At 66.9% G+C, this 13,208-nt stretch carries 11 protein-coding genes; 5 read left to right on the forward strand and 6 right to left on the reverse strand.

Features of this window, described 5'->3' with window-relative positions; genetic code table 11:
• Positions 1-107: 107 nt before the first annotated feature.
• The 3 genes from hemA to IPK66_13965 all read right to left on the reverse strand — a co-directional run bounded on the left by hemA (position 108) and on the right by IPK66_13965 (position 4,424).
• Positions 108-1,322 (reverse strand): 5-aminolevulinate synthase, encoded by a 1,215-nt coding sequence (gene hemA, locus IPK66_13955; GenBank protein ID MBK8176319.1) that lies wholly within the window; start codon positions 1,320-1,322, stop codon positions 108-110.
• A gap of 32 nt (positions 1,323-1,354) precedes the next feature.
• Positions 1,355-2,758 carry an aspartate aminotransferase family protein gene (locus IPK66_13960; GenBank protein MBK8176320.1) on the reverse strand — a complete coding sequence of 468 codons (1,404 nt, stop codon included), beginning with the start codon at positions 2,756-2,758 and terminating at the stop codon, positions 1,355-1,357.
• Positions 2,759-2,945: 187 nt separating this feature from the next.
• On the reverse strand, positions 2,946-4,424 hold the full coding sequence (locus tag IPK66_13965; GenBank protein MBK8176321.1) for a redoxin domain-containing protein: 1,479 nt from the start codon (positions 4,422-4,424) through the stop codon (positions 2,946-2,948).
• A 257-nt stretch (positions 4,425-4,681) separates the two neighbouring features.
• On the opposite strand from IPK66_13965, the gene IPK66_13970 reads away from it, so the two are divergent.
• Entirely contained in the window at positions 4,682-5,524 is an 843-nt protein-coding gene (locus IPK66_13970; GenBank protein MBK8176322.1) for a universal stress protein, read from the forward strand.
• Here the strand turns inward: IPK66_13970 and IPK66_13975 are convergent.
• The 3 genes from IPK66_13975 to IPK66_13985 all read right to left on the reverse strand — a co-directional run bounded on the left by IPK66_13975 (position 5,472) and on the right by IPK66_13985 (position 8,513).
• The gene (locus tag IPK66_13975; GenBank protein MBK8176323.1) at positions 5,472-6,437 is read right to left on the reverse strand and encodes a hypothetical protein; all 966 of its coding nucleotides are present in this window, start codon (positions 6,435-6,437) and stop codon (positions 5,472-5,474) included. The two genes, IPK66_13970 and IPK66_13975, sit on opposite strands and share 53 nt — an antisense overlap.
• A 205-nt stretch (positions 6,438-6,642) precedes the next feature.
• Complete coding sequence (locus IPK66_13980) at positions 6,643-7,509, reverse strand: ABC transporter permease (GenBank protein ID MBK8176324.1); 867 nt, start codon at positions 7,507-7,509, stop codon at positions 6,643-6,645.
• A 41-nt stretch (positions 7,510-7,550) separates the two neighbouring features.
• Positions 7,551-8,513 carry an ABC transporter permease gene (locus IPK66_13985; GenBank protein ID MBK8176325.1) on the reverse strand — a complete coding sequence of 321 codons (963 nt, stop codon included), beginning with the start codon at positions 8,511-8,513 and terminating at the stop codon, positions 7,551-7,553.
• A gap of 297 nt (positions 8,514-8,810) precedes the next feature.
• On the opposite strand from IPK66_13985, the gene modA reads away from it, so the two are divergent.
• The 4 genes from modA to IPK66_14005 all read left to right on the forward strand — a co-directional run bounded on the left by modA (position 8,811) and on the right by IPK66_14005 (position 13,142).
• Positions 8,811-9,614 carry a molybdate ABC transporter substrate-binding protein gene (modA, locus tag IPK66_13990; GenBank protein MBK8176326.1) on the forward strand — a complete coding sequence of 268 codons (804 nt, stop codon included), beginning with the start codon at positions 8,811-8,813 and terminating at the stop codon, positions 9,612-9,614.
• Between the two features lie 45 nt (positions 9,615-9,659).
• Positions 9,660-10,346: a molybdate ABC transporter permease subunit gene (gene modB / locus IPK66_13995; protein ID MBK8176327.1), complete on the forward strand. Its 687-nt coding sequence runs from the start codon at positions 9,660-9,662 to the stop codon at positions 10,344-10,346.
• Positions 10,346-11,461 carry a molybdenum ABC transporter ATP-binding protein gene (gene modC / locus IPK66_14000; protein ID MBK8176328.1) on the forward strand — a complete coding sequence of 372 codons (1,116 nt, stop codon included), beginning with the start codon at positions 10,346-10,348 and terminating at the stop codon, positions 11,459-11,461. Before modB ends, modC begins: the two co-directional genes overlap by 1 nt.
• Before the next feature lie 220 nt (positions 11,462-11,681).
• Complete coding sequence (locus IPK66_14005; GenBank protein MBK8176329.1) at positions 11,682-13,142, forward strand: hypothetical protein; 1,461 nt, start codon at positions 11,682-11,684, stop codon at positions 13,140-13,142.
• The last annotated feature ends 66 nt before the right edge of the window (positions 13,143-13,208 follow it).

The raw sequence follows: 13,208 nt of genomic DNA on the forward strand, positions 1-13,208 counted from the left end.
CGTTCGGCGCGCGCCAAACGGGTGGCGCCGCGGTTCGAGCGACGCGCCCAGGCTGCGACGCTTCAGGCTGTGACACATCGGGCCGCCGCGGGTCAGGCGGCGACAGGTCAGGCGGCGGCGCGCAGGCCGAGGCGGGACCAGACGTCCTGCATCGCGGCGACGAGGTGGTCGATCTCGGCATCGGTATGCAGTGGCGACGGGGTAAAGCGCAGCCGTTCGGTGCCGCGCTCGACCGTGGGAAAATTGATCGGCTGAACGTAGACGCCGTGGCGGTCCATCAGCGCGTCGCTCGCCTGCTTGCACAGCTTGGGGTCACCGACCAGCACCGGGACGATGTGGCTCACCGATGGCAGCACCGGCAGGCCGATGTCGCGGAAGCGCCGCTTCAGCGTCGCCGCCCGTTCCTGGTGGCGGGTACGCAGGTCGGGATGGGCCTTGAGATGGCGCACCGAGGCGAGCGCGCCGGCGGCGACCGACGGCGGCAGCGAGGTCGAGAAAATGAAGCCCGAGCCGTATGAGCGCACCATGTCGCACATCGCCGCCGATCCGGCGATGTAACCGCCAATTACCCCCACCGCCTTGGCCAGGGTGCCCTGGATGATGCTCAGGCGGCTCATCACGCCGTCGCGCTCGGCGACACCGCCCCCGCGCGCGCCGTACATGCCGACCGCGTGCACCTCGTCGAGGAACGTCATCGCCCCATGGGCGTCGGCAACGTCGCACAGTTCGGCGATCGGCGCGATGTCACCATCCATCGAGTAGACGCTCTCGAACGCCACGAGCTTGGCGCGTTCGCGCGGGTAGAGCGCCAGCTTGCGCGCCAGGTCAGCGACGTCGTTGTGGGCAAAGATATGCTTCTCCGCCTTGGAGTGCACGATTCCCTCAATCATCGAGTTGTGGTTCTTCTCATCCGAGAACACCACGCAGTCGGGCAGCAGCCGGCAGATGGTCGACAGTGTCGTCATGTTGGCGATCCAGCCGGAGCCGAATAGCAGCGCCGCCTCGCAGCCGTGCCAGTCCGCGAGCTCGCGCTCGAGCAGGACGTGGGTATGATTGGTGCCGGAGATGTTGCGCGTCCCGCCGGCGCCGGCGCCGCAGCGGTCGATGGCACCGTGCATGGCTTGCAGGACCTGCGGATGCTGGCCCATGCCGAGGTAGTCGTTCGAGCACCACACGGTGATCTCGCGCACGTCGCCGTTGCCGTAATGGTGCAGCGCCCGCGGGAACCGCCCGGCTTGCCGCTCCAGCTCGGCGAATACGCGATAGCGCCCCTCGCTCCGCAGCTCAGCGATGCGATCTTGAAAAAATGCCTCGTAGTCCATGCCGTGCCCTCTCTTCGCCCGGGTTGCGCCGGTCAGCCATGCCCCGCGTTACGCAGCCGCGCCTGTGTTTCGTCGAGCGCGCGGGCAACGCGCGCCAACATGTCGTCGATTTCGGCGGCCTCGATGATCAGCGGCGGCGAGAACGCCAGAACGTCGCCGCCGAGTGCGCGGATGATCACCCCGTTCGCCTCGGCTCGTTTCGCCGCGAGGGCGGCGACGCCGAGCGTCGGCGTAAACGGCTCCTTCGTTGCCTTGTCGGCAACGAGCTCGAGCGCGCCGACAAGGCCCACTCCACGGGCCTCGCCGACCAGCGGGTGATCGGCGAGCTGGCGCAGGCCGTCCTGCAGGGCCGGAGCGACCGCGCGGACGTGGCCGACGATGTCGCGCTCGGCGTAGATCGCCAGCGTCTCGAGCGCGACCTCGGCCGCGACCGGATGGCCGGAGTAGGTGAAGCCGTGGCCGAAGACGCCGATCTTCTCGCTCTCGGCGACCATCGCCTGCCAGATCGGCTCGGAGATCATCAGCGCCGAGATCGGGATATAGCCCGACGACAGCGCCTTGGCGCAGGTGATCATGTCGGGGCGGATGGCGTAGGTCTCGCAGCCCCACAGGTTGCCGGTGCGCCCGAAGCCACAGATCACCTCGTCGGCGACGAGAAGGATGTCGTAACGGGCAAGGACCGCCTGGATCTTGGCGAAGTAGGTGGCGGGCGGAACGATGACACCACCGGCGCCCATCACCGGCTCGGCAAACATCGCGGCGATCGTCTCTGGTCCCTCGCGCACGATGAGCTGCTCGAGGCTGTCGGCGAGACGGGTGGCGAAGTCTTCCTCGCTCTCGCCCGGCTTTGCATGGCGCCAGTGGTGGGGGCACTCGGCGTGGAGCATCCGCTCGAGCGGCAGGTCGAAGTCGCGGTGGTTGGCAGGAAGCCCGGTCAGGCTCGCCGAGGCGACGGTCACGCCATGATAAGCACGCTGGCGCGAGAGGATCTTCTTCTTCTGGGGCCGGCCGAGGGCGTTGTTGTAGTACCAGATCAGCTTGATCGCCGTATCGTTGGCTTCCGAGCCGGAATTGGCGAACAGCACCTTCGACATCGGCGCCGGGGCAAGGCCGATCAGCCGCTCGGCGAGGTCGATGGTCGGCGCCGGCGACTTGCCGCCGAACGAATGATAGAAGGGCAGGCGGCTCAATCCGCGGGCGGCCGCCGCGACGAGGCGTGGCTCGCTGAATCCCAGCGACGTGCACCACAGTCCGGCCAGGCCCTCGATATAAGCGTTGCCGTCCTCGTCCCAGACGCGGATGCCCTCGCCACGGGTCACCACCATCGGCCCGGAGTGCTGATGCGCCATCAAGTTGGTGTAGGGATGGGCGCAAAAAGCGCGATCACGCGCCGATGCGGAATGTTGGGCCGGTGCGTCCGACGTGGGAATGTCCATCACGCATCTCCAGGTACGGAGCGTCGAGCGAGACCCGGCGTCATCGTCATGATGCAAATAAAAGGGCGCAACGCGCCCGCTGCATGGCGAACGATCCGCTCTTCTGTCCAGACCTTAACACGGTTCATCATCGCCTGCCGAGAGCAAGTCGCAGATTTGTCATCGATTTTTCCGGTAAAATACGTCTTCAGGTTGCCCAAGCCCGAATGCGTGGCACATCGCCCAGGATCATCTCGACGATGCGGTGATGATTGGTATCGGCGACGAGAATCCGATCCGGGCCATCGACGGCAATACCGGACGGATCACCCCCATTCAGCCCGATGTCGGTTTTGGCGGCGATCGGGTCCGCAAGGAGATCGCTGACACAGCGGGTGCGCGGATCGACGATGCGCAAGGCGCCGTTGTAACTGTCGGCGACGACGAGCCGATCTCCTTGACAGGCAATGCCGCGACAGTGTTGCAGCCGCGCTTCGGCGAACGGTCCGTTGCGCCGCCCGTATTCGAACAGGCCGGCGCCGACGAGGGTCTCGATGCGGTTGCCGCCGTCCGGGTGCATGGCCCGCACCGCGGAGGTTTCGCTGTCGACGAAGTAAATGACGCCCGTTGTCCGATCGATCGCAAGGCCGGTCGGCTGCGCCAGTTGAGCCTCGGCGGGGCATCCGTCCCTCAGCCCTTCCTGTCCGTCACCGGCCAACGGCGAAACCAGCCCGTTTGCGAGATCGAGCCGGCCGAGCTGATGCGTGCCGGCATTGGCGAAGATCAGGGCGCCGGCAGCGCATTCGATGTCCCAGACGGACGCGAGCGCGGTGTCCGCGCTGTCGCGAGTCCGGCAAAGAATGCCCCCACGCTCGCCGGTGCCGGCCAGCGTCATGACGGCGCCGGTGGCAAGGTCAATGCGGCGGATGGCGTGATTTCCGGCATCGGCTACAAAGATATGGGCGCCGTCGCAGGCGAGGCCCTGCGGATGGCAAAAGGCACTGGCGGCACCGGGAAGATCGAGAAAGCCGGGTTTGCCGCTGCCGAAGCGACGGATTTCCCGGCCGTCGTCATCACAAACCACGATCTGGTGATGGCCGCTGTCGGCGATCGCCCAGCAGGGCTTTCCGTCAGGGCCGCGCAACGGTTTGATCCCGGCCGGAAAGCGAAAGCGCCCGGTCTGCGACGTCTCGCGCCGCAGCGGCAACGGCGGCGGCGCCGGGAAGCGGGGTCCACAGCAGTGCCGGCGGAGAACCTCACCGAGGCCGGCGATCAGGCGCTCGGCCGCCGGCTCTCCCGGCAGGTCGCCGAGAATGCCGCCGCACGGATCGACGAACACCAGGGTTGGCCATGCGCTGATGCCGTAGTCCGCCCATAGCTGCAGCTCGGGATCGTGCACGATCGGATGGCGGATGTCGTGCCGTAAGATGGCGTTGCGTACGCTTGCAACCGCGCGCTCGGCGGGGTACTTCGGACAGTGGACGCCGATGACGACGAGCTTGTCGGCGAAGGTATCCTCAAGACGCCGCAAAGTCGGCAGCACGTGCAGACAGTTCACGCAACTCGCCGTCCAGAAGTCGAGCACGACAAAACGACCCTTGAGATCACTGAGGTGAAGCGGACGAGAAACGTTGAACCAAGGCAATTCGGCCTTGAATAGCTCAGGCGCGGGCGAAAGACCCAACATGCCGGACGCAATCCCTCTACGCAGGCCGATCGGTTTGATGCACCCTGCATTTAAGGATTCGTTAGCCGCTTTCCAGTTATATCGCTGCCGATGCGCCAAGCTTGACGGCGAAGACTTGGCGAGTCCATGGCGCCTTCATACAATCATCGCGCCGTTGGCGCGGCGCCGCGGCGGAGATCGGTGGATCCGATCCCCGCACCACGCCCGCCGGCGGCCGCCGCGCCCGCCGTGCAATGCAGATCAAAGGAAACCAGGTCATGGCTCTTAAGGATATTCTGGTTCACATCGACAACGGGCGCCATTGCACGGCGCGGCTGGACGCGGCGCTGGCGTTGGCGGCCGCCCACGACGCGCATCTGACCGGCCTTTATGTCATCACCCATCCGCGCATTCCCGGCTACGTGCGGGCACAGTTGCCGGACGACCTGATCGCCCAGCAGGAACGGGCGACCGTCGCGGCGGCGGCGCGCGCCGAGCGGACGTTCACCGATCACCTGCAGCGCGCGGGCATCAACGGTGAGTGGCGCTGCGTCGAAGGGGCGCAGGCGCCGATGCTAAGTATGCATGGCCGTTACGCCGACGTGGTCGTCGCCGGGCAACGCGACACATCGGGCGACGAGGGGGTTGATGATCCCGCCATGCCTGATCAGCTCATCCTCGGGCTCGGCCGACCGGTTCTGGTCATTCCCTACGGCGGCGAATTTCCGGCGATCGGCAATCGCGTTCTCGTCGCCTGGGACGCGAGCCGGCTTGCCACCCGCGCGATCAACGACGCCATGCCGTTCCTGGAGACGGCAAAAGAGGTGATCGTGCTCGCCGTCAATCCCAAGCGCGAGGATGGCGAGGGCGGGCACGGCGAGATTCCCAGCGCCGATATCTGCCTGCACCTTGCACGGCATCGCATCCGCACCGAAGCGCAGCATCTTTATGCCGATGATCTGAGCGCCGGAGAGGTTCTGCTATCGCGGGCGGTCGACGAGGGGATTGACCTGATCGTCTGTGGCGCTTACGGGCACGCGCGCTGGCGGGAACTGGTTCTCGGCGGCGTCACTCGTCATCTGCTCGAGCACATGACGATTCCGGTTCTGATGAGCCACTGACCGGCGCGTCCCCGGCGAGCAGGTCGATCATCGCCGAGACCGCGGCGATCTGCGGCCCGCTGCGGCGCGCGTAGTCGTCGCCGGTAAAGCCCCACCAGTCCCAGCAGCCCTGCGGGTTGGGCCAGGGAATGGTGGCGCCGGCGAATGTCCGGGTCAGCGCCGCCGCCTGCGGGTAGAGCACGACGATGTCGTTCGCCTCGGCCCATTCGTTGTAGCCGGCGTGGCGGTAGAAGACATCGCCGATGGTCTCAGCGTTCTGCCGGCAGCCGTGAAATACGACGTGCAGGCGGCAGCCACCGTCGGCGCAGCGCTTGGGGACGTAGGCGAAGCCGTCGTCGGCGAGGCCGGCGGGGCGTGTGGGGTCGGTGAACTCGCCCTGGAAAAAGGTGATCATGCGCCCGTCGGCGCGAACCGGCGCCGCTAGCGGCCCATAGATGTGCTGCAAGGTTGTGCCGGCGAGGTCGAAGCCGCAGTTGGAGATGAAGGGATCGGCAAGCGCATCGCAGGCATTGCCGTACCCGGCGGTGACCATCGCATGCTGCGCCTTGATATCGGTGATGAAGCGGATGCTCTGCGCGTCGACGAAATGCTCATAAAAGGTCGCCAGCGATTGCATCACCGAGGTGGGGACGAGCGTATCGAGCCGGCCGGAAAAAAGCAGGACCCGGTCGGCATGCAAGGTGGCCGTCGGATCGATCAACCCCGCCTGTGCCGCGTCGTCTGCGGCGGTGATCGCCCGCTTGGGATCGGGGGGGCCGAAGAAGGGCAGCGGCGAGAGGACGTCCGAGCACACGTCCAGCGAGCGGAGCATGGTTAATGGAAATCCGCCGGCGGCGCAGGCGTAGGGACCGGCGGCGAAGATGCCGGCGCCCATGATGCGGGCCGAGTTGGCGACGTGAAACTGCTGCGCCATATAGCCGCCGGAGGAGATGCCGGAGACCGAGATCGCGCTTTCATCGATGCACAGGGATGGCAGGCGATCGGCGGCCGATGCCGGTGCGGCGCAGGCGATCAGTGCCGCGGCGACGTGCAACACCAAGCCGGCGATGCCGCCTGCTCGCGGCCGATCGACGCCAATGGGTGCGATGGATGGAAGTTTGGTCGGCACAGGGGTTGGCTTATCGGTTTGCGCGGCGTGGATCAAGCGCCTCGCGCAGTCCGTCGCCGAGCACGTTGAGCGCGATCACGGTAATGAAGATCGCAAGGCCGGGCCAGATGGCGAGGCCGGGCGCGGACCAGACGAGTTCCTGGGCGTTGCTCAACAGGTTGCCCCAGCTCGGCGTCGGCGGCTGGACGCCAAGACCAAGGAAACTGAGAACGGATTCGAGCAAGACAACGTTGCCGCTCGCCAGCGTCGTGGCGACGATGATCGGCGAGGCGAGATTCGGCAGAATATGCACGCGCATGATGCGCATCGGCCCGGCGCCTTGGGCACGCGCCGCCAACACGAACGTCGCCTCCCGCAGGTGCAGGGCATAGGCTCGCACCAGCCGCGCCACGGTGGCCCAGCCGACAAGGGCGACGATCCCCACGATCTTTACCAGGCCGAAGGCGTTTGACGTGGCGAGACCGTTGGGCAGTCCGAGCTTCGCCGGATCGATAGCGGCGAGAACGATCAGCAGGGGTAGCAGCGGCAAGGCCAGCAGGCCGTCGGTCAGGCGCATCAAGAGCGCATCGACTCGTCCCCCGAGGTAGCCGGCGGCAAGGCCGATCGGCGTGCCGATGAGGGTCGACGCGAGCGCTGCGGCGAGCCCGACGAAGAGCGAGGCGCGGCCCGCCTCGAGTAGGCGGACGAGAACGTCGCGGCCAAGCTCGTCGGTGCCGAGGGGATGCGCCGCCGAAGGCGCAGCGAAGCGGTCGAGCAGGTTGACATCGACGCCGTTGCTGCCGATCGCCGCCGCCAGCCATGGCGCGGCCGCGCTGGCAAGCGCGAGGACACCCAGGACCGCGAGCGCCACGACGGCAAGCGGTGGCAGGCGACGCAACCGCCATGCCTTCGCTGGCCGCGGGGTCCGGGTGCCGCGCGTCACCGATCGGCCCGGTCGAGGGCGATCCGCGGGTCGAGCAGCACCAGCGCCAGATCGGCGAGCAGGCTCCCCGCCAGGGTGAATGCCGTCGCCAGCAGCAGTGCCGCCAGGGCCAGGTTGTAGTCGTTGCCAAGTATCGCATCGTAAATCAGTCGGCCCATGCCCGGATAGGCGAAAACGGTCTCGGTGACGAGGGCGCCGGATACCAACGCCCCGAAATCGATGCCGAGCACCGTGACGACGGGGACGAGCGCGATGCGCAGCGCGTGGCCCAGCACCACCTGGCGGTCGCTCAGGCCCTTGGCCCGGGCGGTGCGGATCCAGTCGCTGCCCAGCGCGTCGATGGTCGCCGCGCGCACATAGCGCACGTAGCCGCCGACGCTGGCGAGCGCGAGGCAGAGGACGGGCAGGACGAGGTGCCGGGCGCCGGCGAACGGCCTGCCGTCACCCGCGCCCGATCCACCGGCGGGCAGGATCCCGAGCAGGACGGCGAAGACGATGATCAGCACCAGCGCTGTCCAGAACGGCGGCGTCGAGATGCCGGCGAACGATACGAGGCTGATCAGGCGATCGATCCAGCGCTCGCGGCGAGTGGCGGCGAGCAACCCGAGCGGCAGGGCAAGGGACAAGGAAAGGACAAGGGCGAGGCCGGCCAGGCGCGCGGTGGCCTCCAGGGCGGGCCTCAGGACCTCCGCAACCGGGCGCGCCTGAAGCCGGGAATAGCCGAGATCGCCGGTAAGCGCGGCCTGCGCCCAGGCGGCATAGCGCTCGATCAGCGGCCGGTCGAGACCGTAGATCTGCTTCAGGCGCAGCGCGTCCTCGGCGCCGAGGCGCGGATCGCTGCTGATCATCAGGTCGATCGGATCGCCCGGCATCAAACCGATCAGCCCGTAGACGACGAACGACATCACCGCGAGCACGGCCAGGGCCTGGCCGAGACGCCGGGCAAGGAAGCCGGTCATCGACGTCGTCCAACGCTGCTCATATACCCCTCTATGGGGTATAAACGTCGTATCGTCACACGGTCCGTCGGCGCAACCTGCATCGTCGGCGAACGATAGGCGAGGTGGCTGGCACCGGGCAACTGCGTTGGCATCGATGTTGCTGTTCGGCTTGCAGCGCGCGAGCGCCGTGCTCTGTGCTCCGGGTGTCGCGCCGCCGGGATTCGACGGTCCACATGATGCTCGCAACCGCTATATCCATCGATATATAACGGATGCGCTGCCGTGATATCGAAAGTGACCGTAAAGGAGGTGGTTATGAGTCGCCCAAAGCTTCGTGCTTATGTTGTCGGCATCTGCCTGTTGATTGCTCCTCTTGTCGTTCCGATCGCCGGCCGGGCGGCGGATCCCGAGGTCATCACCGTGTTCGCCGCGGCGAGCCTGACCGACGCGCTGAGCCAGGCGGCGAAGGCGTATCGAAACGAGGGCGGGCCCGAGGTCCGTTTCTCCTTCGCTGCGTCGTCGGCCCTCGCCCGCCAGATCGAGGCCGGCGCCCCCGCGGATATCTACGCCTCGGCGAACGAGGAGTGGATGGATTACCTCGCTGGCAAGAACGCGATCGAGGCATCGAGCAGGGTGAGCCCCCTCGGCAATTCGCTGGTGATGATCGCGCCCGCGGACAGCACGCTCGATCATGTGACCATCGCGCCCGATTTCGATATCACCGGCCTGATCGGCAAGGACAACAAGCTGGTGACGGGCGATCCCGACAGCGTGCCCGTCGGCATCTATGCCAAGAAGGCGCTCGAGCATCTGGGTGTCTGGGACAAGGCCGAGCCGATGGTGGCGCGCGCCGAGAGCGTTCGCGCCGCCCTTGCGCTTGTCGAGCGCGGCGAGGCCCCGCTCGGCATCGTCTACGGCACCGACGCGATGGCGAGTGACAAGGTCAAGGTGGTCGGCACCTTCCCGCCGGACAGTTACCCGGCGATCAGCTATCCGTTCGCCATCGTCGCCGGCAAGGACACGCCCGAGGTCCGCAAGCTGTTCGATTACCTGACCGGCGGTGCCGCCGCCAGCGTCTATCAGCGTGACGGCTTCACCTGGCGGGGCCCCACGGGCTAGGCGGCGGGGCGGACTCGCGCGGGCCGCGCGGCAAGGGGCGAGCCGATGCTGTCGGCGGACGAGACCGAAGCCCTGTTGCTGACCTTGCGCATCTCCGCGGTCGCCGTGACCTGCGCCTTTCCGCTGGCGTTGGCATCGGCGCTGTTGCTGGCCCGCGCCCGGTTTCCAGGCAAGGTGGTGATCGATGGGCTGGTGCATCTGCCGCTGGTCCTGCCGCCAGTGGTCATGGGTTACCTGCTGCTGATCACCTTCGGCACCCGCGCGCCGGTCGGCGGCTGGCTGTTCGAGACGCTGGGTATCCGCCTGGTGTTCCACTGGACCGGCGCGGCGCTCGCCGCCGGCGTCGTCACCTTTCCCTTCCAGGTTCGGGCCATGCGTTTGGCACTGGAGGCGGTCGATCCCAAGCTGGAAGCCGCGGCGCGCTCGCTGGGCGCCAGCCGTCTCGACGTATTCGGCTCGGTCACGCTGCCGCTGATGCTGCCGGGTATCGTCGCCGGCGCGATAACCGCGTTTGCCGCCAGCCTCGGCGAGTTCGGCGCGATCATCACCTTCGTGTCCAACGTTCCGGGCGAGACCCGGACGTTGCCGCTCGCCATCTATACCGCGATCCAATCGCCCGGCAACGAAGCCGCCGCCGCGCGTCTCGCCGGTCTGTCGATCGCGCTGGCCTGCGGCGGGCTGTTGCTCGCCGAAGTCGCCGGCCGCAAGGCCCAGCGGATGATCGGGCGCTGATGCTCGATGTCCGGATTCGTCGCGCGCTGGGCGACTTTACCCTCGACGTCGCCTTCACTGGGCCGTCGTCCGGCATCACCGCGCTCTTCGGGCCGTCCGGTTCAGGGAAATCCACGGTCATCAACGCCATCGCCGGCCTCCTGCGCCCCGACATCGGTCACGTCCGGCTTGGCGAGGCGACCTTTGTCGATACCGAGGCCGGCATCGACGTTCCGCTCCGTCGCCGCCGAGTCGGTTATGTCTTTCAGGAGGCGCGGCTTTTCCCGCACATGCGGGTGCGCGACAACCTCCTCTACGGGCTGCGGCGAGCTCCGAAACCCGATCCCCGATCCGGTCGCTCGATCACGTTCGCGCACATCGTCGATCTGCTCGGGGTGGGAGGACTGCTCGATCGTCGGCCGCGGGCGCTTTCCGGCGGCGAGAAGCAGCGGGTCGCGCTCGGCCGGGCGCTGCTGGCGCAGCCCCGCCTGCTGCTGATGGACGAGCCACTTGCGGCGCTCGACGCCGGCCGCAAAGCCGAAATCCTGCCTTATATCGAGCGACTGCGCGACGATCTGGGTATTCCCATCGTCTACGTCAGCCATGCCGTCGAAGAGGTAGCCCGACTCGCCGATGCGGTCGTCGTGCTCGCAGGCGGACGCGTTGTCGCGTCCGGCGATGTTGCCGCGGTGATGTCGCGGCTTGATGTGTTTCCGTCGGCAAGCCCGTTCGAGGCCGGTGCGGTCGTGCCAGTGCGAATCGCCGGTCATGACGACGCCTACGCCCTGACCACGCTTGCCTTCGACGGCGGAAGCTTGCGCGTGCCGCGCATCGAGCGTCCGGTCGGTGATCGCTTGCGCATCCGCGTGCGCGCTCGCGACGTGATGCTCGCCCTCAATCGTCCCGACGGCTTGAGCGCGCTCAATATTCTGCCGGCGATCATCGATGACGTTCTGGTCGAGGAGGGCTGCTACGCCTCGGCGCGGATCGCCGTTGGCAGCGCCCGCCTGGTCGCCCGACTCACCCGCCTGTCCGCCGAGCGCCTTGCCCTAAGGCCGGGCCAGACGGTCTATGCCGTGGTCAAGTCCGTCGCCATCGATGGCCGCGGACTTGGAACTGTCCAACACGACGCCTGACGATCCGGGCAACGGGCGGATGTTTGACCGGCCGGAGCGTGTCCTTCGGTTCGCGGCTATTTGACAATAATCATATAATAGAATATATTCCTATTGCCGCGGATATTCCCGGATTGCGGGCCTGTTGGGGTGAACAGTGGTCCGCGACACGAACGCCCGCAAGGCGAGCGCGGTGGGGGAGGCGTCGCTTTGCTGCACGGTCGAGCAGAGGATGCGTACGATGAGCATGGATCAAGCGCCTTATGTCGACATTCGCAAGATGCTGGCGACCGGCGATCTGTCCGGCGCCCGTGCCGCGCGCATCGGCTCGCTGTTTAATGGCTCGGCACTGATGAACGCCGCTGACGCGGCCGTGGCGCAGGTAAGGGACAGCGTGGTGAACTGGCCGGGGCCGGTTTCCTACTATGCCGACCCGCTGCACCTCTATCTTTGCGTCACCAACATGCGTGGGGTGCCGTATGTCGTGCGCATGGTGGCGGACGAGACGATGCGCGGGCATCGTGTGGTCAATCATGGCGATTATGCTCACTTTATCGTCCACGGCGCCGGTCCGGCGAATGTGACGGCGCCGTTTCCGGGCGCCTTCGATATCAACCGGTCCGATCTGGCCAGCGATGGCTGGGACGTTCTGCGCGACGCTGCGCTGGCGACGTCAGCTTTTCCCGGCGGCTTTCCGGCACGACCGTTTCGCAACACGGTCGATATGTACCGGCAGCGGACGTGGACCGGGCGCGCGCGCAATCGCGCGTCCTGTCCGTCCTCGGTGCTCCTCGATTTGCCCGATGACGTGAGCGACCGCTACGATTTCTGGTGCGTCGATGGTGGTCTGATCTACAACGAGCCGATCGAATATGCCCGGACCGCGCTCCTTGGCTGCGCCGACCAGAGCAGCAACCGGGACGGGCACTCCGCCAATCGCACGGTGCTGCTCATTGACCCCTTTCCGGACGACCTGGAATGGCGTGGCAAGCCGGCTGCCAAGGCCGACGGCCCGGATGTTCTTGATGCGTTGCTTTCCTTGATTCCGATGTTACGGGCTCAATCGGCATTCCGTCCCGAGGATCTGACGCTGGCCCTCTCCGAGGACGTGCACACGCGCTATCTGATCGCGCCAATTCGATCGTCGAAGCTGGCGGGCGAGAGCGACCTCGCGTCCTCCGGCCTCGCCGGTTTCGCCGGTTTCGTTCACGAGCAGCTTCGCATGCATGACTTCCAGCTCGGCCGGCGCAATTGCCAGAAGTTTCTCAAGGACCGCTTCTTCCTACATGCCGACAACCCGGTGTTCGCCGGCTGGCGAAACCGGCTCAAGGCGCATCCGGAGTGGTTCGAGGCGTATCGTCCGGCGTCAGGTTGCACCAGCGGCGCGTCGCGCGGCGGCCAGGATCTCTTCCAGGTCATCCCGCTGGTCCCTGCGGTCAGCGCGCCGATCCGTCCCCGCCCGTGGCCGAAGCTGCGCCGGCAGGAGGATCTCGAGCCGATCGCGCGCCTCGCGCGTGATCGCACCGAACTCGTCGTCCCCCAACTGATCCGCACGCTGCTCCAACGCGCCGGGATCGAGGAGCGGCGCATGCTCTCGCGCATGATGCGCAAGATCGCCTGCGACGTCATCACCCGCAAGGCCGCATCTTCGGCCATCACCGCGGTCGAAAGCGACCTCAGGGCACGCCATCTGATTGCATAGGCCGTCTGCCGGCCAGAGATCGCCGCCAGCGCGTCAATCTTGCGAACAGGTTCCGCAAGGGGTGCG

It is taken from the genome of Rhodospirillales bacterium, from assembly GCA_016712595.1.
GTDB lineage: Bacteria > Pseudomonadota > Alphaproteobacteria > Rhodospirillales > Defluviicoccaceae > Defluviicoccus.

What these genes read in the sequence shown, in the direction of transcription:
- hemA (MBK8176319.1), bottom strand. Translation starts at nt 1,322, where the DNA reads ATGGACTACGAGGCATTTTTTCAAGATCGCATCGCTGAGCTGCGGAGC.
- IPK66_14005 (MBK8176329.1), top strand. Translation starts at nt 11,682, where the DNA reads ATGAGCATGGATCAAGCGCCTTATGTCGACATTCGCAAGATGCTGGCG.
- modB (MBK8176327.1), top strand. Translation starts at nt 9,660, where the DNA reads ATGCTGTCGGCGGACGAGACCGAAGCCCTGTTGCTGACCTTGCGCATC.
- modA (MBK8176326.1), top strand. Translation starts at nt 8,811, where the DNA reads ATGAGTCGCCCAAAGCTTCGTGCTTATGTTGTCGGCATCTGCCTGTTG.
- IPK66_13970 (MBK8176322.1), top strand. Translation starts at nt 4,682, where the DNA reads ATGGCTCTTAAGGATATTCTGGTTCACATCGACAACGGGCGCCATTGC.
- IPK66_13965 (MBK8176321.1), bottom strand. Translation starts at nt 4,424, where the DNA reads ATGTTGGGTCTTTCGCCCGCGCCTGAGCTATTCAAGGCCGAATTGCCT.
- modC (MBK8176328.1), top strand. Translation starts at nt 10,346, where the DNA reads ATGCTCGATGTCCGGATTCGTCGCGCGCTGGGCGACTTTACCCTCGAC.
- IPK66_13975 (MBK8176323.1), bottom strand. Translation starts at nt 6,437, where the DNA reads ATGGCGCAGCAGTTTCACGTCGCCAACTCGGCCCGCATCATGGGCGCC.
- IPK66_13960 (MBK8176320.1), bottom strand. Translation starts at nt 2,758, where the DNA reads ATGGACATTCCCACGTCGGACGCACCGGCCCAACATTCCGCATCGGCG.
- IPK66_13985 (MBK8176325.1), bottom strand. Translation starts at nt 8,513, where the DNA reads ATGACCGGCTTCCTTGCCCGGCGTCTCGGCCAGGCCCTGGCCGTGCTC.